This window comes from Microbacterium ginsengisoli (assembly GCF_000956535.1).
GTDB classification, from domain to species: domain Bacteria; phylum Actinomycetota; class Actinomycetes; order Actinomycetales; family Microbacteriaceae; genus Microbacterium; species Microbacterium ginsengisoli.
This window is the reverse complement of sequence record NZ_JYIY01000076.1, coordinates 1-24,735: the sequence shown is the minus strand read 5'-3', so window position 1 is coordinate 24,735 and position 24,735 is coordinate 1. Positions and strand designations below refer to the sequence as shown.

The window sequence follows — 24,735 nt, the reverse complement described above, 5'->3', positions numbered from 1 at the left end:
CGGCATGCTCAACATGGTCGACGGTGTCGCGCGCCTGGCCGCACTCGCCGCGTCACCGGTCGTGGTCCGCGTCGCCGACGCGTTCGCCGCCGCAGGGTTCGAGCTGGCGATCGTGGGCGGCCCGGTGCGCGATGCGCTGATCGGCCGCCCGACGCACGACCTCGACTTCGCCACGAACGCGCGGCCCGATGACATCCTGCGGATCGTCACGCCGATCTCCACCGCCCAGTGGGACATCGGGCGGGCGTTCGGCACGATCGGCGCGCGCGTACAGGGCGAGCAGGTCGAGATCACGACGTACCGCGCCGACAACTACGACGGGGCGACCCGCAAGCCCGTGGTCGCCTTCGGCGACGTGCTCGACGACGACCTCGTGCGCCGCGACTTCACGGTCAACGCGATGGCGCTGCGCGTGCCCGAGCGGGCGCTCGTCGACCCCTCGGGGGGTGTGGAGGACCTGGTCGCGGGCGTGCTGCGCACCCCGATCGACCCGCGGGTGAGCTTCGGCGACGATCCGCTGCGGATGCTGCGCGCCGCCCGGTTCTCCTCGCAGCTGGGCTTCGCCGTCGCCCCCGAGACGAGCGAGGCGATCGCCGGGCTCACGGCGACGTTGGCGATCGTGAGCCCCGAGCGCGTGCAGGGCGAGCTCGTTCGGCTGCTGGCGTCGGACGATCCCGTGCGGGGCATCCGTCTGCTGGTCGAGACCGGTCTGCTCGCGGAGTTCCTGCCGGAGGTGCCGGCGTTGCGCCTCGAGGTCGACGAGCACCACCACCACAAGGATGTCTACGAGCACTCGCTGACGGTGCTGCGGCAGGCGATCGCACTCGAACGGTCGCGGCATCCCGATGCCGAGCCCGATGTGCCGCTGCGGCTCGCCGCCCTGCTGCACGACATCGGCAAGCCCGCCACGCGCCGGCTCGAGCCGGGCGGCGGGGTCACCTTCCACCACCACGACGTGAAGGGCGCCCGCCTTGCGCGCGCCCGCCTTCGCGACCTGCGCTTCGACAGCGACACGATGACGGTGGTGGCCCGGCTCATCGAGCTGCACCTGCGCTTCTTCGGCTACGCCGAGGGGGCATGGACGGACTCGGCCGTGCGCCGGTACGTGCGCGATGCGGGCGAAGAGCTCGAGCGTCTGCATATCCTCACCCGCGCCGACGTGACGACCCGCAACAAGCGCAAGGCGGCGCGGCTGGCGGCGGCGTACGACGACATCGAGGCGCGCATCTCCCAGCTCGCGGCGCAGGAGGAGCTCGACGCGATCCGGCCCGAGCTCGACGGCAACCGCATCCAGGAGGTGCTGGGCATCGGCCCCGGCCGTGAGGTCGGCGAGGCCTACCGCTACCTGCTGGAGGTGCGTCTCGACGAGGGCGTCATCGGTGCGGATGCCGCGGAGCAGCGCCTTCTCGAGTGGTGGGCCGCCCGGTCGTAGGGCGACCCACCACGGCGGTCACGCGGCGCTGGCGATGTCGCGGCCGTGGGCGCGCGCGGACTCCTCGGCCTGCTGTTTGAGGTCGGCGGCGAGGTCGCTGAAGGCGTCGAGCGCCGGGTTCACGCCGACGAGGGTGAACGGACGCATCACGACGCGCAGGTCGAGCCCCCAGACATCCGCGAAGACGCGCTCGAGCCACCCGGTGGAGTGGTCCCAGCCCTCCTTCGGGGTGCCTTCGCCGTAGTTGCCGCCGAGCACGGTCGCGAGTACGGCGGGCTTGCCCTGCAGAGCGGTGCCCTGCGGGTCGATGCGGGGATCGGTGTAGGCCAGGTCGAACCAGGTCTTCACGTGCTGCGAGACGCCGAAGTTGTACAGCGGCACGGTGAACAGCAGAGCGTCGGCCGAGATGAGCTCGTCGGCGAGACGGGTGGCGAGGGCGACGGCCTCGACCTGCTCGGGGCTGCGGTCGGCCTCGGGGGTGAACTTCGCGGTGACCGCGGCGGGCCAGGCGGTCGCGGGAATGGGCGCCGTGGCGAGATCCCGGCGTACGACGCCGCGATCGGGGTGCGCGGCGGTCCACTCCGCCTCGACGATGTCTCCGAGCGCACGGCTCGCAGAGGTGGCGGGGAGGATGCTGGCATCCAGACGGAACAGCGACATGACACTCCATTCATTCTCGTAGTCGCTATGGAAATTAGAGCGACTTTCCGGAGTGTAGCACCGCTACCATGGGGGCATGGCCGAGGACCACGACACCCACGCGTGCGACGCGGCGGTGTCGCTCGCGTTCTCGATCCTCGGCAAGCGCTGGAACGGCATGATCCTGAGCGTGCTCGGGGCGGGACCGACGTCGTTCGTCGCGATCCGCCGGGCCATCGGCGTCAGCGACGCCATGCTCTCCGACCGGTTGGGCGAGCTCGCCGAGGCGGGACTCGTGAGCCGCTCCGTCGAACCCGGCCCGCCCGTCACCGTCAGCTACGCGCTCACCGAGGCGGGCACCCGCATCAGCCCGATCCTCGACGACCTCGGACGCTGGGCGAGCTCCTACCTCGTCGCCCCCGCGCGGCCATGAGCGTCGCGGGCGCCGCGAACCTGCGGGATTCCCACGAACCCTGCCGCGCGTCGCGCCCGATGTCTACACTGAGGGCGACCCCCGTTTCATCGTCGATCGGAGGGCGCGAATGACGTCCCCTTGGACCGAGGACCTGCCGGTCGTACCCGCGGCATCCCGTCTGATCATCGAGCGCGCGCACGAGGAGTTCGTGCGCGGCAACTCGGACGACGACCGCGTGCGGAACGTGCGCGGCATGGTGCGCGAGAGTTGGCGCCGCTCGCTCGACCGTCTCGTCGGCGTCGAAGACCTGCCGCCCATCGGCATCCCCGCCGACGAACTCGACCGGCTGCGGCACGAGCATCCCCTTGCGGGTGCGATCGACATGATCCGCACGCTCCTCATCCCCGGCGTCTCCGAGGATTCCGGCGTGGTCGTCGCCGTCGGCGATGCCGCCGGGAGACTGCTGTGGGTCGAGGGCGATCGACGTCTGCGACTGCGTGCGGGCGAGATGGGCTTCGTCGCCGGCGCCACGTGGTCGGAGGAGGCCATGGGCACCGCCGCCCCCGGCACCGCCCTCATGCTCGACCAGTCGGTGCAGATCCGCGGCGCCGAGCACTTCAACCGTCTCGTGCAGGGCTGGTCGTGCACGGCCGCGCCCGTGCACGACCCCGAGACGAGACGTCTACTCGGCGTCATCGACGTCACCGGCACCGACGTCGTCGTCACTCCTCAAGCCAAGCTCCTGGTCGACGCGACCGCGCGGGCCGTCGAGGGCGAACTGCTGCTCTCGCGCCTGCGAGCCCGCGCCGAGCAGCCCACCCGCACCCGCCGCTCTCGCACCCAGCCTGCGGTCACCGGCCGCACCACACTGCGGGTGCTCGGCCGCGACCGCGCGCTGCTCGAGACCGCCGCCGACCAGTCGGTCACGGTGTTCGAGCTCTCGGTGCGCCACGCCGAGATCATGCTCATGCTCGCCACCCACCGGCAGGGTCTGTCGGCCGAGCGGCTGAGCGAGCTCGTCTACGGCGACCCCGAGGCATCCGTGACGCTTCGGGCCGAGATCGTGCGCTTGCGCAAGGTGCTCGAGAAGTCTGCGCCGCATCTCGTGCCCGAGTCCCGTCCCTACCGGCTCGGCGGAGGGCTCGAGACCGACGCGCAGCAGCTGCTGTCGCTGCTCGACCGCGGCGCGCACCGTGTCGCGCTCTCGGCGTACCGCGGCGACGTGCTGCCCGAATCGACCGCACCCGGGGTCGAGGAGTTCCGCGACTCGGTGCGCACGGCGCTGCGCGAAGCGCTCATGAGCGAGGCGAGCGTCGACGTGCTGCTGGCCTTCGCCGACACCGAGATGGGGTCCGCCGACGGCGAGCTGCTGCGGCTGTGCCTCGAGATGCTGCCCGCCCGCTCGCCCAAGCGCGCGGGGCTCGTGGCGCGCATCGAGAAGCTCGAACAGGGCTGACCCGCGCCGCGCAACGTGATGCAACGTGGCGCGACCTAGCTTCGACGGCAACGAGGCGGCACCGACGCCGACCTCGGTTCATGACCCGTCGAAGGAGACACCATGACCATCGTCGAAGATGGCGTCTCGAGCGTCTACGCAGCCCCCGGACAGCGTGGCTCGATCGCCGACTACCGCCCCCGCTACGGCCACTACATCGGCGGCGAGTGGGTAGAGCCCGTCAAGGGCCAGTACTTCGAGAACATCTCGCCGGTCAACGGCAAGCCGTTCACCGAGGTCGCGCGCGGCACCAGCGAGGACATCGATCGCGCGGTGGATGCCGCGTGGAAGGCGTTCGAGAGCTGGAAGAAGACCAGCACCACCGAGCGCGCCAACCTGCTCAACAAGATCGCCGACCGCATCGAGCAGAACCTCGAGAAGATCGCCGTCGCCGAGACCTGGGACAACGGCAAGCCGGTGCGCGAGACGCTCGCCGCCGACATCCCGCTGACCGTCGACCACTTCCGCTACTTCGCCGGCGTGCTGCGGGCCCAGGAGGGCGGCATCAGCCAGATCGACGAGAACACGGTCGCGTACCACTTCCACGAGCCGCTGGGCGTGGTCGCGCAGATCATCCCGTGGAACTTCCCGATCCTCATGGCCGCGTGGAAGCTCGCCCCCGCGCTCGCCGCCGGCAACTGCGTGGTCATCAAGCCCGCCGAGCAGACCCCGGCGTCGCTGCTGTTCCTGTTCGAGATCATCGGCGACCTCATCCCCGCCGGTGTCGTCAACATCGTCAACGGCTTCGGCATCGAGGCGGGCGCGCCGCTCGCGCAGCACAAGCGCATCCGCAAGGTCGCCTTCACCGGTGAGACCACCACCGGCCGCCTGATCATGCAGTACGCGTCGCAGAACCTCATCCCGGTCACGCTCGAGCTCGGAGGCAAGAGCCCGAACCTGTTCTTCGAGGACGTCGCCACCCGTGACGACGGCTTCTACGACAAGGCGCTCGAGGGCTTCACGCTGTTCGCCCTGAACCAGGGCGAGGTCTGCACCTGCCCGTCGCGCGCGCTCATCCAGCGCTCGATCTACGACCAGTTCCTCGGTGACGGCCTGCAGCGCGTCAGCAAGATCATCCAGGGCAACCCGCTCGACCCGAACACCATGATCGGTGCGCAGGCGTCGAACGACCAGCTCGAGAAGATCCTGTCCTACATCCAGATCGGCCAGGAGGGCGGCGCGAAGCTGCTCACCGGTGGTGAGCGCGTCGACCTCGGCGGCGACCTGTCGGGCGGCTTCTACGTGGCGCCGACCGTGTTCGAGGGCACCAACGACATGCGGATCTTCCAGGAGGAGATCTTCGGTCCGGTCGTCTCGGTCACCTCGTTCGACGACTTCGACGACGCGATCTCGATCGCCAACGACACGCTGTACGGCCTGGGCGCCGGTGTCTGGAGCCGCAACATCGACACCGCCTACCGCGCCGGTCGCGCCATCGAGGCCGGTCGCGTCTGGACGAACACCTACCACCAGTACCCGGCTCACGCCGCCTTCGGTGGCTACAAGCAGTCGGGCATCGGACGCGAGAACCACGCTCAGATGCTCGACCACTACCAGCAGACCAAGAACCTCCTGGTCAGCTACGCGGAAGGGGCCATGGGCTTCTTCTAAGCCGATGGATGCGGGGCTCCCCACTCCTCCGGGAGCCCCGCGGTTCCGTCGCCCGCCGTCGTCCCGGTCTTCCCTCCGGGCGGCGGCGGGCGCACACTCGGAGGACACGATCTCGGAGAGGAGATCACGATGGTCCGTATCGGCACCTATCACCGCGTCGATGTGACGGATGCCGCGGCATCCCTGCTGCGGCAGCTGACCGAGCAGCACGGCCCGCTGATGTTCCACCAGTCCGGCGGCTGCTGCGACGGCAGCGCACCCATGTGCTACCCGATCGGGATGTTCATGACCGGTCCGAGCGACGTGAAGCTCGGCGACCTTGATGTCCCGGGCCTCGAGCCGATCGAGGTCTTCATGTCGGAGAGCCAGTTCGAGTACTGGAAGTACACCCATCTGACGATCGACGTCGTGCCCGGCCGTGGCGCCGGCTTCAGCGTGGAGGGCCCGACGGGGATGCGCTTCCTCATCCGGTCGCGCATGCTCAACGACGCCGAGCTCGAGTACTTCGGGTTGACGACGGCGTCGTGACGCCCGGTCGGTGACGCCCGCGGCCGAGCGCCGCTCGCGCGGAGCCTGACCCGGCTACAGCCAGCCGTTCTGCTCGGCGATGCGCGCCGCGTCGCCTCGGTTGCGGGCGCCGGTCTTGCCGATGGCCGACGACAGATGGTTGCGCACGGTGCCTTCGGACAGGTGCAGCATGCGCGCGATGTCCGCGACGCTGCCGCCGGTGCGCGCCCCCTCGAGAACGTCGCGTTCGCGCTCGGTGAGCGGCGAGTCGCCCTGCGCGAGCGAGTCGATCGCGAGCTGCGGGTCCACGACCCGCTCCCCTCGGGCGACCCGGCGCACCGCGTCGGCGAGCTGCGCGGCGGGGGTGTCCTTCACGACGAACCCGGATGCCCCCGCCTGCAGCGCGCGCGACAGGTAGCCGGGGCGGCCGAAGGTCGTGACGATGAGCACGCGGCATCCGGGCGCCGTCTCGCGCAGCCGCGCGCACGCGGCGATGCCGTCGAGACCGGGCATCTCGATGTCGAGCAGGGCCACGGTGGCCGCCGCCGCGCGGACGGCGGCCTCGACCTCGTCGCCGCGGCCGACCTCGGCGACGACCTCGATGTCGGGCTCCAGCGAGAGCAGCGCCGAGAGCGCCCCGCGCACGAGGGCCTGGTCGTCGGCGATCAGCAGCCGGATGCCGTCGCTCACAGCTCGACCCGCACCGAGAACCCGCCGAGGTCGCTGCGACCGATGCGCAGGCGGGCGCCGGCGGCATCCGCTCTCTCCCGCAGCCCCGTGAGACCTGTGGACGCGGTGCCGGCCCCGGGCCCGACACCGTCGTCGGCGACCTCGACCACATCGTGCTCGAGCCGGATGCGGCAGCGCGACGCACCCGCGTGACGGATGACGTTCGTGACGCCTTCGCGCACGACCCACCCCGCGAGCTCACGATGTGCCGGGTCGATCGCATCGGTGGATGCGGGCGCGTCGAGCTCGATCCCGGCCGCCCGCAGCGCCGCCCGGGCGGCGGCGAGCTCCGCGCTCACGTTCACCTCGCGGAAGCCGCTCACCGCGGCGCGCACGTCGGCCAGGGCGCCGCGGGCAAGCGCCTCGACCTCGCCGATCTCGACGCCCGCCCGCTGCGGGTCGGCGTCGATGAGGCGTCCGGCGAGCTCGGCCTTCACGGTGATGACCGTGAGCGAGTGCCCGAGGATGTCGTGGATGTCGCGCGCCACCCGGCTGCGCTCCCGGTCGGCGGCGAGCACCTCGACCTGGGCCTGCGTCTTGCGCAGCTGGCCGAGCGCGGCGAGGGTGCGTGCGAAGGCGGCCATCATGAGCGAGATCGACACGATGATCGCGGAGTTCAGCACGGCGTCCGCCGGGTCGACGCCGGTCGCGACTGCGATGCCGAAGGCGAGCAGGCCGAGCGCGACGATGGCGATCCAGGTGAACCGCCAGCCGATGACGCTCACGCCCAGCACCACGCCCACGAACGTCCAGGTGGCGCGCACGTCCCACCCGAGCCAGGGCATCAGTGCGAAAGACAGCGCGAACAGCCCCAGCACGATCCAGATGCGCCCGCGGCGCGGAGTGGCCCACGCGGTCGGGGCGGCGATCAGGAACGCGGCGGCGAAGAGCAGCACCAGAGTGCTGCCGAGCACCTGCTGCCACAGCTGCGGGGCGCTGAGCACCCCCGGCAGCACGACGAACAGCCACGGCAACGCGATCGCGCCGCCCACGTACCACCCCCGTACGGAGGGAGTCGCCAGCGTCGCACGCCATCCGGCGAGCGAGGCGCGCTCGCCGTCGGCGAGCACCGGCCAGCCCATGCCGCGCACACGATCGGGCGACTCCGTCTGACTCACATCCCACACGATAGGCCGCGGGGCGGCATCCGCACCCGGACGCCGCCCCGCGGACATCGCGCTCACGCCCGCTTCGTGTCGCGACGGAAGAACACCACCGTGCCGGCGACGAAGATCGCAAGCCACACGATCGCGTTGACGAGCGCGCCGAGGTCGAAGGCGTCGCCCGTGAGCGGTGCGCGCGCGATCTGGCTGATGCCGTACACGGGGGTGAACTTCGCGATCGTCTGCAGGAAGTCCGGCATGCTCGACAGCGGGTAGAACAGACCTCCGAGGAACGAGAGCAGCACGATCACGAGGCTCGTGATCTGCGCGGCGTTCTCGCCGGGGACCATGTAGCCGACCATCAGTCCGAGGGTCGTGAAGACGGCGCCGGCGAGCAGCCACGCCGCGAGACCCGTGACGATCCACTGCACGGGGCTCAGCTGCACACCCGAGAACCCGGCCACGACATACGTGGCCACGATCGCGATGAACCCGAACAGCATGCCGGCGATGATCTTGATGATGACGTTCACGAGGGGGTTGAGCGGCGTGAGCAGCAGCTGCCGGCTCCATCCCTGTGCGCGCTCGAGGGCGACCGATGCGCCGGTCTGCGTGGCCGACATCATGGCACCGTACATCGCCATCGACACCATGATGTAGGCCGCGACGGAGACACCGCCGGCCGACAGGGGCACATCCGTGAGCGGGGTGTCCTTCAGGCGATAGCCGACGATCATGTACATCAGCACCGGGAAGGCGACGGTGAAGATCAGCGACCGGCGGTTGCGCAGCTTCCGCGTGAGCTCGATGCCGAGATAGGTGAAGGTGAAGCCGCCGAGCGGCGGCACTCGCCGGTCGAGGTTGACGGGGGCGGGGGCGGGGGTGCTGGTCATCGCGTGCTCTTCTCGGTGTCGTCGTTGCCGGTGAGCGCGAGGAAGACGCTCTCGAGGTTCTGCGCCGAGATCTCGAGGTCTCGCGCGGGGGTGGCGGTCAGGAGATGCCGGGCCACCGAGTCGGAGTCGCGGGTGCGGATCGCGATGCGCTCGCCCTGCACCGAGACATCCTCGGCGCCGGCGATCGCCGCGAGCGCGACCGGGTCCGCGCCGGGCAGGGTGGCGTGCACGACGCGGCCGGCGACCAGGTTCTTGATCTCCGCCGTCGTGCCGTCGGCGACGATGCGGCCGTGGCTCATCAGCACGATGCGGTCGGCGTACTCGTCGGCCTCGTCGAGGTAGTGCGTGGCGAACAGCACGGTGCGGCCGCGGGCGGCGTCCGCGCGGATCGCCTGCCAGAACGAGCGGCGACCCTCGACATCCATGCCCGTCGTCGGCTCGTCGAGGATCAGCAGCCCCGGGTCGCTGAGCAGCGCCATCGCGAACCTCAGCCGCTGCTGCTGACCGCCCGAGCACACCCCCACCTTGCGGTCGGCGATCGACGAGATGCCTGCGCGCTGCAGCACCTCGTCGATGGGCCGGGTGTCGCTGAACAGGCTCGCCGTGAGCCGCAGCGTCTCGCGCACGGTGAGGTCCTTGAGCAGGCCGCCGGTCTGCAGCACAGCGGAGATGAGACCGTGGGAGATCGCCGACCGGGGACTGCGCCCGAACACCTCGATCTCACCCGCGTCGGGGTGCGCGAGCCCCAGGATCATGTCGATCGTGGTGGTCTTGCCGGCCCCGTTCGGGCCGAGGAACGCGACGATCTCGCCCTGCGCGACGGTGAGGTCGACGCCGCGCACGGCCTGGACCTTGCCGAACGACTTCACGAGGCCGCGAGCGCGGATCGCCGTGTGACCGGAGCCGCCGGAGCGAGCGGATGCCGCGTCTGCGGCGGGTGCGGATGAGCTCATGCTCAGAGCCTCCCGCAGGGCGATCCGCTGCACCAGAGCCGGTCGTCACGACCCGAATGTGACATTCGTCACGCCCATAGCACGCGTTTCGATCTTGTGAAAAGTCCTTCCACAGGCTTTGTCCCCGCTGAGAACGGGTCCAAGATATCGGGATGCGGTCCGTCGCCAGGCGGCCGTCTCTTTCACAGCTGGAGTCACATCACCATGACACTTTCCCCCCGCACGCGCGGCCGTCTCGGCCTCGTCGTGGCCGCGGTCGGCGCCTCCGCGCTGCTGCTGGCCGGTTGCTCGGGCAGCAGCTCCTCCTCGAGCTCGGGCTCGAGCGAGCCGCTGCTGATCGGCACGACAGACAAGATCACCTCGATCGACCCGGCCGGTTCGTACGACAACGGCTCGTTTGCCGTGATGAACCAGGTCTACCCGTTCCTGCTCAACAGCAAGTACGGCACGTCGGAGGTCACCCCCGACATCGCGACCTCGGCCGAGTACACCTCGCCCACCGAGTACACGGTGAAGCTCAAGCCGGGTCTGAAGTTCGCGAACGGCCACGACCTCACCTCCTCGGACGTGAAGTTCTCCTTCGACCGTCAGGTCGCGATCAACGACCCCAACGGCCCGGCATCTCTGCTCGGCAACCTCGACTCGGTCGCCACCCCCGATGACACGACCGTCGTGTTCACGCTGAAGGCGCCCAACGACCAGACGTGGCCGCAGATCCTCTCGAGCCCGGCGGCGCCGATCGTCGACGAGCAGGTGTTCTCGGCGACCGCCGTCACCCCTGACGACACGATCGTCGCGGGCAACGCGTTCGCGGGCCAGTACACGATCGACTCGTACAAGAAGAACGAGCTGATCGACTACAAGCCCTACGCCGGTTACCAGGGCGAGCTGGGCGCGGCCGCCAACGGCGGCGTGACGGTCAAGTACTACGCCGACTCGTCGAACCTGAAGCTGGATGTCTCCAACAACGCGATCGACGTCGCGTTCCGCAGCCTCACCGCCACCGACATCGCCGACCTGAAGTCGAACAACAAGGTGCAGGTCGTTGACGGCCCCGGCGGCGAGATCCGCTACATCGTCTTCAACTTCAACACCCAGCCCTACGGTGCGACGACCGCGGAGGCCGACCCGGCCAAGGCTCTCGCCGTGCGCCAGGCCGCGGCATCCCTCGTCGACCGCGCCGCCATCTCGCAGAACGTCTACAAGGGCACCTACACCCCGCTGTACTCCTACGTTCCGCAGGGCCTCGCCGGCGCCACCGAGTCGCTGAAGTCGCTGTACGGCGACGGCAACGGCGGCCCGAGCCTCGACAAGGCGAAGCAGATCCTCGAGGCCGCCGGCGTCACCACGCCCGTCACCCTCAACCTGCAGTACAACGGCGACCACTACGGCCCCTCGTCAGGTGACGAGTACGCCGCGGTCAAGAGCCAGCTCGAGAACGGCGGCCTGTTCACCGTCAACCTCGCGCAGACCGAGTGGGTGCAGTACTCCAAGGACCGCGTCGCCGACGTGTACCCGGCATACCAGCTCGGCTGGTTCCCGGACTACTCCGACGCCGACAACTACCTGACGCCGTTCTTCTCGAAGGACAACTTCCTGAAGAACCACTACGACAACGCCGAGGTGCAGGACCTGATCACGAAGCAGGCCTCCGACACCGACGCCGCGTCGCGCGCGACCGAGCTCGGCAAGATCCAGGACCTCGTGGCCCAGGACCTGTCGACCCTGCCGCTGCTGCAGGGCACGCAGACCGCGGTCGTCGGCTCCGACGTCCAGGGCGCGACGCTCGACGGTTCGTTCAAGTTCCGTTACGCGCCGCTGCACAAGTAAGCGTCGTCCAGCGCCGTGGGCCGGGGGTCTCCCCCCGGCCCACGGCGCGATCCACGTAAGGTCGTTCCCCCATGGTCACTGCCGCCGTCGATCCGGCCGCACTCGCCCCCGCCGTCTCCAAGGGCGGCGGGCTCTGGCGCTACATCCTCGTGCGGCTGCTGCTGGTCATCCCCACCGTCTTCATCCTGGTCACCGTCGTCTTCGTGCTGATGCGTCTGACCGGCGACCCCATCACCGCCGCTCTCGGCGGACGTCTCCCTCCCGATCAGCTGCAGCAGCGCATCCACGAGGCCGGCTACGACCGACCCCTCTGGGCGCAGTACCTCGACTACCTCGGCGGCATCCTGCGCGGTGACTTCGGCACCACGATCACCGACCGCCGACCCGTGCTCGACGTGCTGCTGCAGTACGGCTCGGCGACCCTCGAGCTCGCGTTCTACGCGCTCATCGTCGCGTTCCTCATCGGCATCCCGTTCGGACTGGTCGCCGCCTACACGCGCGACCGCTGGCCGGACGCCACCCTGCGCGTCGGGGCGATCCTCGGCTACGCGACCCCCATCTTCTTCGTCGGACTGCTGCTCAAGCTCGTCTTCTCGGTGTGGCTCGGCGTGCTCCCCACGAACGGCCGCGCCTCCACCCGCACCGAGCTGCTGCTCGGCAACCTCGACCACCCCAGCGGCATCTACCTGATCGACGCGATCCGACTCGGCAACGGCGCCGCGGTCGGCGACGTGCTGCTGCACGCGATCCTCCCCGGCGTCGCTCTCGGCATCCTGACCGCGGGCGTGTTCCTGAGGCTCGTGCGCACGAACGTGATCGGCACGCTCGGCGCGCAGTATGTGACATCCGCCCGCTCGCGAGGGGTGAGTGAGTTCCGCCTCGTCACCAAGCATGCGTACCGGCCCGCGCTGATCCCGATCATTACTGTCATCGGCCTGCAGATCGCGATGCTGCTGTCGGGGGCGGTGCTGACCGAGACGACGTTCGAGTGGAAGGGCATCGGCTTCATGCTCTCCGAGTATCTGAAGGCGCGTGACTTCGTCGCCGTGCAGGGGATCGTCGTCATGATCGCGGTCGTCGTGGCGCTGACCAACTTCGTGGTCGACGTCATCGCCGCTCTCATCGACCCGCGAGTGAGGTACTGATGTCCACGGATGCCTCCTCCCGCCCCGCTGCGGTCAGTGTTCGCACGCGTCCTCTCGCCGACCGCATCCCGGTGCTCTCGCACCTGCGCCGCAGCGTCGGGCTGCAGCGCGCGATGCTCGTCATCGGCGTCGTCATCGTCGCCGTGTTCGTGCTCGTCGCCGCCTTCGCGCCGCTCATCGCGCCGTACTCGTGGGCACAGCAGTCGGCGAACGGTGTCGACTTCGCGACCCAGCAGCTACCCAGCGCCGCCCACATCTGGGGCACGACCGTCAGCGGCTTCGACGTGTTCTCGCGAGTGATCTGGGGCGCGCAGACGGCGCTGTTCGCGATCCTCGCGGCGATCGTGTTCTCGCTGTTCATCGGTGTCGCCCTCGGGCTTCTGTCGGGGTATTTCGGGGGTTGGCTCGACCGGGTGCTCGTCGTGATCTGCGACGCGATCTACGCGTTCCCGTCGCTCCTGCTCGCGATCGTCATGTCGATCGTGATCAGCCGCGGGCAGTCGACGCTGGTCGGCGGCATCCTGGCGGCCGCGATCTCGATCACCGTCGTCTTCGTGCCGCAGTACTTCCGCGTGGTGCGCGCCGAGGTCGTGCGGGTGAAGGCGGAGCCGTTCGTCGAGTCGGCGCGCGTCATCGGAGTGCCGCTCGGGCGCATCCTGGTGCGCCACGTGCTGCGCAACTCGACCCGCACGCTGCCGGTGGTCGTCACCCTCAACGCGTCCGAGGCGCTGCTCACCCTCGCGGGCCTCGGCTTCCTCGGGTTCGGCATCGAGGCGACGAAGGCCGCCGAGTGGGGCTATGACCTGAACCGGTCGGTCGCCGACGTGACGAGCGGGATCTGGTGGACCTCCATCTTCCCGGGCCTGGCGATCGTGCTCGTGGTGCTCGGCATCACGCTCGTCGGCGAGAGCCTCAACGACCTGAGCGATCCGCGACTGCGCACCCGCCGTCGCGCGGGAGGTGCCGCATGAGCGACGTCGCAGACATCCGAGACCTCACGGTCACCTTCGCGACCGACGGCGCGCCCGTCACCGCGGTGTCGGGCATCTCGCTCGCCGCGCACGCCGGCGAGGTGCTGGCGATCGTCGGTGAGTCCGGGTCGGGCAAGACGGTCACGGCGAACACGCTGCTGGGCCTGCTGCCCGAGACGGCGACGCTCTCGGGAGCCGTGATCATCCGTGGCGCCGACGGCGAGACCGATGTCGTGCACGCGACCCACGCGCAGCTGCGCGCGATGCGCGGGCGGGACGCGGCGATGGTGTTCCAGGAGCCCTCGACCGCGCTGAACCCCGTCTACACGGTGGGCTGGCAGATCGCGGAGGGCCTGCGCGCCCACCAGAAGATCAGCCGCGCCCAGGCGAAGGTGCGCGCGATCGAGATCCTGCGCACGGTCGGCATCCCCGACCCCGAGCGCCGCGTCGACGACTTCCCGCACCAGTTCTCGGGCGGTCAGAAGCAGCGCGTCGTGATCGCGATGGCGCTGGTGCTCAACGCGGGGCTGATCATCGCCGACGAGCCGACGACGGCGCTCGATGTCACCGTGCAGGCCGAGATCCTCGAGCTGCTGCGCACCTGCCGCGACGAGTTCGGGGCGACGATCGTGCTCATCACCCACAACATGGGCGTCGTCGCCGACCTCGCCGACCGCGTGATCGTGATGTACCGCGGCGACATCGTCGAGCAGGCGCCCGTGCGCGAGCTGTTCGCGTCGCCGCGCGAGCCGTACACGAAGGAGCTCCTCGCCGCCGTCCCGCGCGTGGGTGCGGGCAAGAGCCGCACGCAGGGGCAGGATGCCGCGGCATCCGCCCCGACCGAGGCGCCCGCCGACGCGGTGGTCGTCGCGCGAGCGGCCGAGATCGGCTACCCGGGTCGCTTCGGTCGCGGCGGGGTCGTGGCCGTCAAGGGCGTCGACTTCTGGGTCGCGCCGGGCGAGGTCGTCGGCCTCGTGGGCGAGTCGGGGTCGGGCAAGACCACGATCGGGCGCGCCCTCGTCGGTCTCACGGAGGTCATGGGCGGGTCGCTGACCGTGCTCGGCACCGAGATGCGCGGCGCCACGAACCGGCGGCTCGCGCCACTGCGACCCGAGATCGGGTTCGTGTTCCAGGATCCGGCGACGAGCTTCAACCCGTTGCTGACGATCGCCGAGTGCATCGCCGAGCCGCTCATCGTGCACGGCCGCGCCCGGTCGCCGCGAGCGGCGCGCGCCCGCGTCGACGAGCTGCTCGACGCGGTGCGCCTGCCGACCGCGTTCGGCGACCGGTTCCCGCATGAGCTCTCCGGCGGTCAGCGCCAGCGCGCGTCGCTCGCCCGGGCTCTGGCTCTGCAGCCGACGCTGCTCATCGCCGACGAACCCACCAGCGCGCTCGATGTGTCAGTGCAGGCGACCGTGTTGGAGCTGTTCGCGCAGCTGCAGCGGGAGCTGGGGTTCGCGTCGCTGTTCATCAGCCACGATCTGGCGGTGATCGACGAGGTCGCCGACCGTATTGTGGTACTCAGGCACGGCGTGATCCGCGAGCAGGGCACGACCGCTCAGGTGCTCGGCGCCCCGCGCGACGACTACACGAAGCGGCTGCTCGCCTCGCTCCCCGTGCCCGATCCGGTGGCGCAGGCCGCGCGCCGGCAGGAGTGGGAGCGCACGCGCGAGGGGTGACCGGGTGACCGACGACGAGGGCGACAGCCCGCACGCACCCGGGTATGCGGCGGAGCGGTTCACCGCGTTCTCCGACGCGGTGGTCGCCATCGCGATCACGCTGCTGATCCTGCCGCTCATGGAGAGCGTCGGCGACATCAGCTCGACCGAGGGCGGCACGTGGCGGTGGCTGGGCGACCACCACGACCAGTTGGTGTCGTTCGTGCTGAGCTTCGCGATCATCGCGATGTTCTGGGTGGGCAACCACCGACAGTTCTCCCGGGTGCAGCGGGTCGATGCCGCGGTTATCTGGCTGATGATGGCGTGGCTCGTGACGATCGTCTGGCTGCCGGTCGCAACCTCCATCACGGGGGCGGCGGGGTCCGGCGATCCGGTCGCGAAGTCGATCTACATGGGCAGCATGGTGGTCACGAGCCTGCTGTCGCTCTGCACACGCCTCTATCTGCGGCAGCATCCCGGTCTGCACGACACTCCCGAGACGGCGCTGATCCGCGGCGTCGGCAACGATCTGTCGCTGGCCGTGCTGTTCTCGCTGGCGCTCGTGATCTCACTGCTGTTCCCCGCGATCGGCTACTACTCGCTGATCCTCATGGGTGCGAACGGCGTGCTCGAGCGCACGATCACGCGGGTCTTCCTCTCCCGCGATGGACGCGTCACGGGGTGACGAGCCGTCCGATCGCATCGCCGAACAGGCTCCACAGCCAGAACCCGATGAACACGACGGCCGCGATGCCGCCGAGCACCGACGCGCGGCGGCGGAGTCTCCGACCGGCGGGAGCCACGACGGGCGGCGGCGTGACGTGGGGGGTGGATGCCGCGGCATCCGCTGGTGCGCCCTGTTCGCTCTGGACGCGCTCGTCGCGCCAGCGCGCCCACTGATCGAGCTTGGCCGTGAGGGCGCCGATGGTCGCGTCGAGCCACTGCCAGGTGGCGGGATCGAGGGTGACGAGGTCGCGCTCGGCGTAGAGGAACAGTCGGTCGTCGACGATCTCGACGTCGAGGGCGGCAGCGCTGTCGATGAAGCGCGCCATGATGTCGGGCGTGAACAGGTAGAGCGCGTCGCGCTCGTAGCCGGCGGGGCAGTACAGGCGGAAGTACCGGTCGAAGTCGCCCTCGAGCGACAGGTGCTGTGAGCGCGCGAAGTCCGCCGGCAGATTGGATGCCCCGAACATGCGGTTGTTGCCGACGGCGTCGAGCACGATGTTCGGCAACGGCACGTCGAGGCGCACGGCCACGTACCCCCACCGGTGCGTGGTGCGGTCCCGGTCCGAGCCGGTCTCGTACCGGTAGTTCGCGATCTCGATGTCGCGCCCGGACGCGGTGCGCACGATGTCGAGCGCCTTCCGGTTCTCGCCGGTGTCGAAGATGACGCCCGGCAGGTTCGGGTCGTCGATGCGTGTCGTGTAGGTGAGACCGTTCGCGCGCGCGAAGGCGTCGAGCCGGTACGCGTGCACGGCGGCGCTGCGCCAGGTGCGCACGGCCGCCGAGACGAAGATCGCGAGCACTCCGACGACGGCGAGCACGAAGACGAGGGCGACGGGCGAGGCTCCGTCGCCCGTGGTGAGACCCATGATGACCGATCCCAGCACGCCGATGACGATGGGCACGATGACCGCCAGGGCGAACAGCGTCACGATGCCGGCGATGACGAACCCGACGACGCGTCCCGCGGTCATGCCTTTGTCGTGGGCCTTCCGGAACGCCCGCACCGCCGCCGGGTCGACCGGTGCGACGAGGGCACCCGTGTCGAGGGCGCCGGATGCCGCCCGCCCCAGTCCGTTCATCGGTTCACCTTGTCGGCGTCCCAGTCCAGGTGCGCGCCCTCGTCGATCGGCAGTGCCTCGATGCTCTCCACCGCACAGACCGCATCGATGAGAGCGGGCGGGCCGCCGACGACCGTCGAGTCGAGGTCGACCTCGCTGACGGTCACCCACGCCTGGTCGGATGACCAGACGATGCTCGGCGACAGGGCGGAGGGCGCGAAGCCGTAGCTCTCCGCGATGCGATCACGCCAGGGCACGTCGAGAGGCCAGTCGTCTGCGCTCAGCTCGCCGATCGTGCCGCGAAACACGACGAAGCCCCGGTTCGGCAGCTGCAGTCGGGGTGCCGCGGAGATCTCGCGCGAGAGCACGGCGCCGCCCGCTGCCGCTGCCTGTCCGTCGGAGGAGAGGAACACCCGGCCGGTGCCGCTCGTGCTCTCGACGAGCGCGCCGTGTCCCTCCCACAGCGCGACGAAGATCTCGTCGGTGTCGCTGTGCGCTGCGAGCGTGCGGGCGAGGTGCGGCCATACCGCGGCATCCAGCTGACCCTGTTGAGGCGGGCGCACGCGCCATCCGTCGGCCGAGAGGAACTCGTCCGCCACACTCGACTCCCACGTGTCGGTGGTCTGTCGCACGAGGGAGCCCCATTGCGCGAGAGGATGCCACGTCGTGCCGTGCATCGCCGCGGCCTCCGACCAGCTGACCGACCGGCGCTCCACGTCGTGCACCCCGTGGGTCATGAAGGCGTCCCACGCACGGAGATGTCGGGCGTACGGAAGTGGGGGCCACTGTCCGGCCATCGGGCGATCGGCGTCCGTCGGGTGGAACACTCGCGCGTAGCTCGGGAATCCGCGCGGGACGACGTCGTGCATGCTGCCGCGCCACGGATCGTCGATGCGCTCGACCAGCCACCGACCGGCGTCGGCCCCGTCCCCCACCCACTCCATGCCGACACCGTAGCGGGCGGGGCGACCCGCTGTCAGGCGTGCACGGCGGCGGCTCGCAGATCGAACTTGCGCACCTTGCCGGTGGCGGTGTGGGGCAGCTCCGCCACGAAGTGGAACTCGTCGGGCACCTTGAATGCGGCGAGCAGCCCGCGCGTGTGCACCCGCAGCTCGTCGGCGCCCGCGGCATGCCCGTCGCGCAGCACCACGAAGGCGACGGGGCGCTCACCCCACCGTTCGTCGGGGCGGCCGATGACGGCGACCTCGAGCACGGCGTCGTGCGAGACGACGGCCTGCTCGACCTCGACGGTCGAGATGTTCTCGCCGCCCGAGATCACGATGTCCTTCGCGCGGTCCTTCAGCTCGATGTAGCGGTCGGGGTGCATCACGCCGAGGTCGCCGGTGTGGAACCACCCCCCGCGGAACGCCTCCTTCGTGGCCCGGCTGTCGCGGAAGTACTCCAGCATCACGTTGTTGCCGCGCAGCACGATCTCGCCGATGGTCGTGCCGTCCGCGGGGACATCCTGCCCCTGCTCGTCGACGACCCGCGCGGACTCTGCCTGCACCATCCCCACCCCCTGCCGCGCGAGACGCTTGGCGCGCTCGCCGCGGTCGAGGCCGTCCCACGCGGTCTGGTACTCGCACACCGTGAACGGTCCGTACACCTCGGTGAGCCCGTAGACGTGCACGACGGTGATGCCGAGGTCCTCGAGCGTCTCGATGATGGTCGGCGACGGCGGCGCACCCGCGGTGGTGATGCGCAGTGGCCGCTCGACGAGGTGCGCGTCGGCCGACGCCGCGATCGTCGTGCACACGGTCGGCGCCCCGCAGAGATGGGTGACGGATGCCCCGTCGATGAGCTCCCAGATGCGGTCGGCCCGCACGGCGCGAAGCCCGACATGGGTGGCGCCGGCGGCGGTCACCGCCCACGGCGTGCACCAGCCGTTGCAGTGGAACATCGGCAGCGTCCACAGGTAGACCGACGCGCTCGTCAGCTGCTGGTGGAACACCTCGCCGAGCGCGTTCAGGTAGGCGCCGCGGTGCGTGTAGACGACGCCCTTCGGCTTGCCGGTCGTGCCCGAGGTGTAGTTGATCGAGATGGGCGCGCGCTCATCCCTCACATGCCATGACACCGGCTCGTCGAGGTCGGCCGCGCGGCCCAGGAACTCCTCGTAGGACACCTGACCGGATGCCACGTGCCCGCCCGGATGGCCGAACTCGGGGTCCTGCACCTCGACGACCTCCTCGAGGGTGCCGACGCTGGCGAGCGGGTCGCCGATCGACGCGAGGATCTCGGCGTCGGCGATCAGCACCCGCGCGCCGGAGTGCAGCAGGATGTAGTCGATCTCGGCCCGGCTCAGGCGGGTGTTGATCGCGACGAGCACGCCGCCCGCGAGCGGCACCGCGAAATGGCCGATCAGCATCTCGGGGGTGTTGGGCACGAGGTAGGCGATGCGGTCGCCGGGCTCGATGCGCGCCTGCAGCACCCGCGCCAGTTGCTCGGCCTCGCGGGCGAAGCGCCGGTACGAGTAGCGGCGCGCGCCGTAGACGATCGCGTCCTTGTCGGGGAAGACCTCCGCCGCCCGCTGCAGGAACCGCAGCGGGGTGAGCGGCTCGTCGTTCGCGGCGGGGCTGAGGGGAATGGGCGAGGTGATCGTCGCGGGTTCGGCGAGGTGAGGCATCCGGGTCTCCTTCGACAGCCGGGCGGCGCTCCGTCGCGCCGCGGTGGCACGATGCAAACACGGATGCCGCGGCCCCCACACCCCCCGATGGAGGGTGTCGGCCGGCGCCGGCCGTCAGGGCAGCAGGCCGAGGCGCCGCGCCGTCGCGACGGCCTCATGGCGCGAGTGGGCGCCGAGTTTCGCCATGATCGTCTGCATGTAGCCCTTGACGGTGTCGGGCTGCAGGGTGAGCCGCCGCGCCGTCTCGGCATAGGTGCAGCCGAGCGCGACCTGCGCGAGCACGTCCGACTCCCGTGCCGACAGCTGTGGGGCATCGTGCTGCCGGGCGCCCACGAGCTGCGCGTCGATGGCGAGCAGGCGGGCGGCGAGCGTCGGATCCGTGGTCGCCGCGGCCAGCGCGGTCAGTTCGGCGTGCGCCACCCGCACCGCGTCGCGGGCGTCCCGGTCGTCGGCGCGCACCGTGGGGTCGACGCCCCGCAGCGCCGCCAGCCGGCGGTCGACCTCGTCCCGCACGTGCAGCTCTCCGCCGATCGCGCGCGCTCCGCCGAGCAGGTGCGTCGCGACCGCGTCGCCGAGGCTCCCCTCGTCGCGTGTCGCGGCGTAGAGCACCGCGCGGGTGGCACCGTCGACCGTCACCGGCACGGCGACCATCGACCGCAGCCCCTCGCGTCGCACCGCAGCGTCGTGCTGGTGGGAGATCTGCGGCGCTCCCACGTAGTCGTTGACCGCCGTCGGGCGTCCGCGCGCGACGGCTCCGCCGCCGACCCCTTCGCCCGCGCGAACGAACAGCCGGTGCAGGCTGTCGGTCTCCGTGCCCACGAGCTCGGTGATCGTGAACGCGTCGTGATCGACCAGTCCTGCCATCAGCACGTAGCCGGGCGTACCGCCTGCCAGACGACGCAGGATGCCGCGCAGCAGGTCGCGGTCGTCGGGCCGCAGGGCCGCCGCGCTGATGTCCGGCATCGTCGCCTCCAGATGATTGGGCCGCATCGTAGCACCGGCCCGTGCGCGGGAAGCGCCGCCGGTTGGCGGGGGTTCGTGGCATCCGATACACTTCGAAGGTTGTCCGTGTGCGGCTCCCGCCGCGCATCGCGGACACGTGCATCAACCCTCCTGCTGTCGGGAAACGCCCGGCAGCCGTTCTAGTCCGAAGGAGGTGGGTTAGTGACGCACACGCACCAGTACGAGCTGATGGTCATCCTCGACCCCGAGCTCGACGAGCGCCAGGTCACCCCGAACCTCGACAAGTTCCTGAAGGTCATCACGAATGATGGTGGCTCGATCGACAACGTCGACGTCTGGGGCCGCCGCCGTCTCGCCTACGAGATCAAGAAGAAGTCCGAGGGCATCTACGCCGTCGTCAACTTCACCGCGACCAGCGAGACCACGCAGGAGCTCGACCGCCAGCTGAACCTCAGCGAGCTCGTGTTCCGCACCAAGGTGCTCCGCGCCGAAGAGGCCATCGCTCTCATCGCGTCCGAGCAGAAGCGCGCCGACGAGAAGGCTGCCCGCAAGGCCGCCGCCGGTGCCGCGAAGGTCGCGAAGGCGTAACGACGATGGCCGGCGAGACCGTCATCACCGTCGTGGGCAACCTCACGGCCGACCCCGAGCTGCGGTACACGCAGAACGGGCTGCCCGTCGCGAACTTCACCATCGCGTCGACCCCCCGCACGTTCGACCGTCAGGCGAACGAGTGGAAGGACGGCGAGGCCCTGTTCCTGCGGGCGTCGGTCTGGCGTGAGTTCGCCGAGCACGTGGCGGGTTCGCTGACCAAGGGAAGCCGTGTCATCGCGACCGGTCGTCTGCGTCAGCGCTCCTACCAGGACCGTGACGGCAACAACCGCACCGCGATCGAGCTGGAGGTCGACGAGATCGGCCCCTCGCTGCGCTACGCCACCGCACAGGTCACCCGTGCGGCCGGCGGTTCCGGCGCCGGCGGCGGCGGATCGCGCGCCCAGGTCGCCGACGAGCCGTGGTCGACGCCCGGCTCCTCGAACAGCAGTGCCGACGCGTGGAGCGCCCCGGGCGCCTACGGCGACGACACTCCGTTCTGAATCTCGAATCACGGATGCCGCGGCCCCGCGCCTGAGGCATCCGCTCACACACACGAAGGAACACCATGGCTGGAAAGGCAAGCGGCGACCGCCGCAAGCCGCGGAAGGGCGCGAAGGTCGCCGCTCCCGCGAAGGCGATCCGCGTGGGCGTCATCGACTACAAGGATGTCGCCACGCTTCGCAAGTTCATCTCGGAGCGCGGCAAGATCCGCGCCCGTCGTATCACCGGTGTCTCGGTGCAGGAGCAGCGTCTGATCGCCAAGGCGATCAAGAACGCGCGCGAGATGGCGCTCCTGCCCTACGCCGGCGCAGGCCGCTAAGGAGCACCCATGTCGAAGCTGATTCTCACCAATGAGGTCGCGGGGCTCGGTAGCGCCGGCGACGTCGTCGAGGTCAAGAACGGGTACGCCCGCAACTACCTCATCCCCCAGGGCTTCGCTGTCGCGTGGACGCGCGGTGGCGAGAAGCAGGTCGCGTCGATCCGCGCGGCCCGTGAGGCCCGTGCCATCCACGACCACGAAGAGGCGCTCGCGCTGAAGGCGAACATCGAGCAGTCCTCCGTCAAGCTCGCGGTCAAGGCCGGCGCCGAGGGGCGTCTGTTCGGTTCCGTCAAGAACGACGACGTGGCCGACGCCGTCAAGGCCGCCGGTCTCGGTGACCTCGACAAGCGGAAGATCCACATCACGTCGCCGATCAAGTCGGTCGGCACCCACGAGGCGACGGTCCGTCTGCGCGACGACGTCACCGCCGTGATCACGCTGCAGGTCGTCGCCGCGAAGTAATCCGGCGCGACGCACGGCTGAGGGCCCCGGGATCCTTTCGGATCCCGGGGCCCTCAGCGTTTCCGGGGGGATGCGGGTCAGGCGAAGCTGGCCACGCGGCGGCGACGGATCACCGAGTAGCCCGCGGCGCCCACACCGGCGGCGACGAGCGAGGCGCCCATGAGCATGAGCGGGAACAGGCCGGCCGCGCCGGTGAAGGCGAGGGCGCCGCCCGTGCTGGCCGCAGAACCGAAGATCGATCCGTTGGTGCCGGGGTCAACCGGGTTGGTCGGGTTCGTCGGGTTGGTGGGGTTCGTCGGGGTGGTGGGCGTGGTGTTCGTCGGGCAGTTCACCGTGTTCGGGGTGAGCAGCGCGACCGAGTTGCACGACGCCGTCAGCGGCGTTGTGACCGTTGCGAGTCCCGTGCCGTTGACGAGCCCGGTCACTGTCGAGACGAGCGGGTTGAGGGCGTCGTTCACCAGCGGGGAGAGCACGTCGGTGCCTCCGGTGGCCGGGGAGAGTCCCGGCACCAGGGTGTCGAGACCGGCAGGCAGGCTCGAGGTGCCGAGGCTCGGCACCAGCGTGCTCAGACCGGCGGGAAGCTGGCTCTGCAGTCCCGACAGCGCCGAGCTCAGCGGGTTGCTGCTCGATGACAGTCCGCCCAGGAGCGAGGTCAGCGGGTTGCTGCTCGCCGACGACCCGCCGCCCGCGGTGCCCGTTCCCGAGACGGCGTTGCCCAGCACGCCCACCGCGTTGCCGCCGATCGTGACGGGTGCGTTGACGCCCACGAGCCCCTTGCCGGGTGTGGTCGCGGGCGCGGACGGGGACGTCGATGTCGAGGCGTTGCCGGCGACGCCGACGGCGTTGCCGCCGATCGTCACCGGGGCGTCGACCTGAACGAGCTTCGGCACTCCGGACGATCCGGAGACGGCGTTCGGGTTGACCGTGATGACGCCGTTGAGCAGGTTGCCGAGCGGGTTGCTCGACGACGATCCGCTGGAGGACGACCCGCTCGACGAACCGGGGGTGCCGGTGGCAGTGCCGCCGATGCCGATACCGCTGCCGGTGATGGTCACCGGCAGGTGCACGCCGATGAGGGCGCCGTTGTCGTTGTTGGTGTTGTCGCCCGTGGCGGCGTTGGCGGCCACCGCGCCCGTGAGGGCGAGTCCGGTGCCGATGGCGATGCCGATGACGGATCGCGTGAGGTGCGTGCGCATGATGGTGTTCCTTCCAGGGAGATGACGGTTGGTGGCCGAGGCCACCCGGCGCTCCGCGCGGGTGCGCGGTGAGGGATATGCAGTTGTGGGGAGAGAGGTCTGAAGGTGTGCGTCCCGGGTCGACGCCGCGTCGAGGAGGTGCGATGTCGACCCGGGACGGTTGCGGCGACCCGCGCTCTCGCGAGGAGCGGGGACGTCGCCCATCTCGGTCGTCGCCCGCTGGCCGATCGGCCGACGACGAGCGCCGGACACGCCGAGGGCGACCAGCCGGCTGTCGACTGCATCGACGTGGCCGAGCCGGGGCGCCGCTGCCGCGATGAACGCGGCGGGGGCCGAGGCATCCGATGCGCACCCAGGGGTCCCCGACACAGGAAGAGTCGGCGAAGTGCGGATCGTGGCGGACGTCGCGTCAGCGAGGGAGCGGAGCTGGGCGGTGGGGTCGTCGACGACCGAGGCCGTGCGATCACCCCCGACCGAGGTGGATGGCCCGCCGGTGGCCGCGGGGGCGGCCACCGGGGAGTGAGTGGGCATGCCACCTCGCAGGCCGGTCGGCCCGCTGATCGGCGACGTCGCGACGATCGCCGTCGCGGAGTCCGCGGGGCGCACCGGGGCGTGCGAATCGAAGGTGTGCATGGTCTGTTCCCATGTGAGGGTCGCGAGGGCGCGACGGATCGTCTGGCGAGCGGTCGCTCGTCAGGTGTGCGGTGGGGTGTCAGCGGCGCCGGAGGTCCGGTGGCGGATCGGGTGGCTGCCCGAGCGGCCCGGGTGGGCCGGCGGAACGACGGTGTGGGGCGGCGCCGGCGGGAACCCCGAGAGTGCCGAGCGTGGGGCTCGCCATCATCGGGTTGCCCGACCCGCTGGCGCCGCCCGGCGCCAGGGTCCCCGTGGGGAGGGTGGGGTGCACCTGGCCCGACG

25 protein-coding genes are annotated in these 24,735 nt (G+C 70.4%); 14 read left to right on the top strand and 11 right to left on the bottom strand.

The genetic code is table 11. The annotated features are described in order from the left end of the window. The first annotated feature begins 4 nt into the window (after positions 1 to 4). The gene (locus RR49_RS09720; protein ID WP_045247893.1) at positions 5 to 1,432 is read left to right on the top strand and encodes a CCA tRNA nucleotidyltransferase; all 1,428 of its coding nucleotides are present in this window, start codon (positions 5 to 7) and stop codon (positions 1,430 to 1,432) included. Positions 1,433 to 1,450: 18 nt separating this feature from the next. Here the strand turns inward: RR49_RS09720 and RR49_RS09715 are convergent, their stop codons facing one another. Then, positions 1,451 to 2,092 carry an FMN-dependent NADH-azoreductase gene (locus tag RR49_RS09715; RefSeq protein ID WP_045247892.1) on the bottom strand — a complete coding sequence of 214 codons (642 nt, stop codon included), beginning with the start codon at positions 2,090 to 2,092 and terminating at the stop codon, positions 1,451 to 1,453. A 76-nt stretch (positions 2,093 to 2,168) separates the two neighbouring features. On the opposite strand from RR49_RS09715, the gene RR49_RS09710 reads away from it, so the two are divergent. The 4 genes from RR49_RS09710 to RR49_RS09695 all read left to right on the top strand — a co-directional run bounded on the left by RR49_RS09710 (position 2,169) and on the right by RR49_RS09695 (position 6,120). After that, a complete protein-coding gene (locus RR49_RS09710) occupies positions 2,169 to 2,504 on the top strand; it encodes a winged helix-turn-helix transcriptional regulator (RefSeq protein WP_045247891.1) in 336 nt (111 codons plus the stop codon). Positions 2,505 to 2,613: 109 nt separating this feature from the next. After that, positions 2,614 to 3,942, top strand: coding sequence for a GAF domain-containing protein (locus tag RR49_RS09705; RefSeq protein WP_045247890.1), 1,329 nt, complete (start codon positions 2,614 to 2,616; stop codon positions 3,940 to 3,942). Between the two features lie 102 nt (positions 3,943 to 4,044). Further along, the gene (gene exaC / locus RR49_RS09700) at positions 4,045 to 5,592 is read left to right on the top strand and encodes an acetaldehyde dehydrogenase ExaC (protein WP_045247889.1); all 1,548 of its coding nucleotides are present in this window, start codon (positions 4,045 to 4,047) and stop codon (positions 5,590 to 5,592) included. Positions 5,593 to 5,721: 129 nt separating this feature from the next. Then, positions 5,722 to 6,120, top strand: coding sequence for a DUF779 domain-containing protein (locus tag RR49_RS09695; protein WP_045247888.1), 399 nt, complete (start codon positions 5,722 to 5,724; stop codon positions 6,118 to 6,120). Between the two features lie 54 nt (positions 6,121 to 6,174). Here RR49_RS09695 and RR49_RS09690 read toward each other — a convergent pair whose 3' ends face one another. From RR49_RS09690 to RR49_RS09675, 4 genes are all read right to left on the bottom strand, one after another. Further along, the gene (locus RR49_RS09690) at positions 6,175 to 6,789 is read right to left on the bottom strand and encodes a response regulator transcription factor (RefSeq protein ID WP_045247887.1); all 615 of its coding nucleotides are present in this window, start codon (positions 6,787 to 6,789) and stop codon (positions 6,175 to 6,177) included. Continuing rightward, entirely contained in the window at positions 6,786 to 7,946 is a 1,161-nt protein-coding gene (locus RR49_RS09685; protein ID WP_052672038.1) for a sensor histidine kinase, read from the bottom strand. The genes RR49_RS09690 and RR49_RS09685 overlap by 4 nt, the downstream gene beginning before the upstream one ends. Before the next feature lie 62 nt (positions 7,947 to 8,008). Next, complete coding sequence (locus RR49_RS09680) at positions 8,009 to 8,824, bottom strand: ABC transporter permease (protein ID WP_045247885.1); 816 nt, start codon at positions 8,822 to 8,824, stop codon at positions 8,009 to 8,011. Beyond that, on the bottom strand, positions 8,821 to 9,777 hold the full coding sequence (locus RR49_RS09675) for an ABC transporter ATP-binding protein (RefSeq protein WP_045248007.1): 957 nt from the start codon (positions 9,775 to 9,777) through the stop codon (positions 8,821 to 8,823). Before RR49_RS09675 ends, RR49_RS09680 begins: the two co-directional genes overlap by 4 nt. Before the next feature lie 204 nt (positions 9,778 to 9,981). Between RR49_RS09675 and RR49_RS09670 the strand changes: the two genes are divergently transcribed. From RR49_RS09670 to RR49_RS09650, 5 genes are all read left to right on the top strand, one after another. Beyond that, the gene (locus tag RR49_RS09670; RefSeq protein ID WP_045247884.1) at positions 9,982 to 11,607 is read left to right on the top strand and encodes an ABC transporter substrate-binding protein; all 1,626 of its coding nucleotides are present in this window, start codon (positions 9,982 to 9,984) and stop codon (positions 11,605 to 11,607) included. Between the two features lie 71 nt (positions 11,608 to 11,678). After that, the gene (locus tag RR49_RS09665; RefSeq protein WP_045247883.1) at positions 11,679 to 12,752 is read left to right on the top strand and encodes an ABC transporter permease; all 1,074 of its coding nucleotides are present in this window, start codon (positions 11,679 to 11,681) and stop codon (positions 12,750 to 12,752) included. Continuing rightward, positions 12,752 to 13,723 (top strand): ABC transporter permease, encoded by a 972-nt coding sequence (locus tag RR49_RS09660; RefSeq protein WP_045247882.1) that lies wholly within the window; start codon positions 12,752 to 12,754, stop codon positions 13,721 to 13,723. The genes RR49_RS09665 and RR49_RS09660 overlap by 1 nt, the downstream gene beginning before the upstream one ends. Continuing rightward, positions 13,720 to 15,402, top strand: coding sequence for a dipeptide ABC transporter ATP-binding protein (locus RR49_RS09655; RefSeq protein WP_045247881.1), 1,683 nt, complete (start codon positions 13,720 to 13,722; stop codon positions 15,400 to 15,402). Before RR49_RS09660 ends, RR49_RS09655 begins: the two co-directional genes overlap by 4 nt. A 4-nt stretch (positions 15,403 to 15,406) precedes the next feature. Beyond that, positions 15,407 to 16,066, top strand: coding sequence for a TMEM175 family protein (locus RR49_RS09650; RefSeq protein ID WP_048808956.1), 660 nt, complete (start codon positions 15,407 to 15,409; stop codon positions 16,064 to 16,066). Here RR49_RS09650 and RR49_RS09645 read toward each other — a convergent pair. The 4 genes from RR49_RS09645 to RR49_RS09630 all read right to left on the bottom strand — a co-directional run bounded on the left by RR49_RS09645 (position 16,056) and on the right by RR49_RS09630 (position 20,751). Further along, positions 16,056 to 17,186 (bottom strand): hypothetical protein, encoded by a 1,131-nt coding sequence (locus RR49_RS09645; RefSeq protein WP_045247880.1) that lies wholly within the window; start codon positions 17,184 to 17,186, stop codon positions 16,056 to 16,058. The two genes, RR49_RS09650 and RR49_RS09645, sit on opposite strands and share 11 nt — an antisense overlap. Then, a complete protein-coding gene (locus RR49_RS09640; RefSeq protein WP_045247879.1) occupies positions 17,183 to 18,109 on the bottom strand; it encodes a hypothetical protein in 927 nt (308 codons plus the stop codon). The genes RR49_RS09645 and RR49_RS09640 overlap by 4 nt, the downstream gene beginning before the upstream one ends. A gap of 32 nt (positions 18,110 to 18,141) precedes the next feature. Then, positions 18,142 to 19,788, bottom strand: a complete 1,647-nt coding sequence (locus RR49_RS09635) for an AMP-binding protein (RefSeq protein WP_045247878.1) — start codon at positions 19,786 to 19,788, stop codon at positions 18,142 to 18,144. 114 nt (positions 19,789 to 19,902) lie between these two features. Continuing rightward, positions 19,903 to 20,751 (bottom strand): helix-turn-helix transcriptional regulator, encoded by an 849-nt coding sequence (locus RR49_RS09630; RefSeq protein ID WP_045247877.1) that lies wholly within the window; start codon positions 20,749 to 20,751, stop codon positions 19,903 to 19,905. A 228-nt stretch (positions 20,752 to 20,979) separates the two neighbouring features. On the opposite strand from RR49_RS09630, the gene rpsF reads away from it, so the two are divergent. From rpsF to rplI, 4 genes are all read left to right on the top strand, one after another. Beyond that, positions 20,980 to 21,339 carry a 30S ribosomal protein S6 gene (rpsF, locus tag RR49_RS09625; RefSeq protein WP_045248006.1) on the top strand — a complete coding sequence of 120 codons (360 nt, stop codon included), beginning with the start codon at positions 20,980 to 20,982 and terminating at the stop codon, positions 21,337 to 21,339. 5 nt (positions 21,340 to 21,344) lie between these two features. After that, positions 21,345 to 21,842, top strand: a complete 498-nt coding sequence (locus tag RR49_RS09620; protein ID WP_045247876.1) for a single-stranded DNA-binding protein — start codon at positions 21,345 to 21,347, stop codon at positions 21,840 to 21,842. Positions 21,843 to 21,907: 65 nt separating this feature from the next. Continuing rightward, positions 21,908 to 22,162 carry a 30S ribosomal protein S18 gene (gene rpsR, locus RR49_RS09615; protein ID WP_045247875.1) on the top strand — a complete coding sequence of 85 codons (255 nt, stop codon included), beginning with the start codon at positions 21,908 to 21,910 and terminating at the stop codon, positions 22,160 to 22,162. A gap of 9 nt (positions 22,163 to 22,171) precedes the next feature. Beyond that, on the top strand, positions 22,172 to 22,624 hold the full coding sequence (gene rplI / locus RR49_RS09610) for a 50S ribosomal protein L9 (RefSeq protein WP_045247874.1): 453 nt from the start codon (positions 22,172 to 22,174) through the stop codon (positions 22,622 to 22,624). A 77-nt stretch (positions 22,625 to 22,701) separates the two neighbouring features. Here the strand turns inward: rplI and RR49_RS09605 are convergent, their stop codons facing one another. Both RR49_RS09605 and RR49_RS15990 read right to left on the bottom strand, forming a co-directional pair. Continuing rightward, a complete protein-coding gene (locus RR49_RS09605; RefSeq protein ID WP_045247873.1) occupies positions 22,702 to 24,453 on the bottom strand; it encodes a hypothetical protein in 1,752 nt (583 codons plus the stop codon). Positions 24,454 to 24,532: 79 nt separating this feature from the next. Further along, positions 24,533 to 24,735, bottom strand: a 203-nt coding sequence (locus RR49_RS15990) for a hypothetical protein (protein WP_211255158.1), incomplete at its 5' end; no start/stop codon positions are given.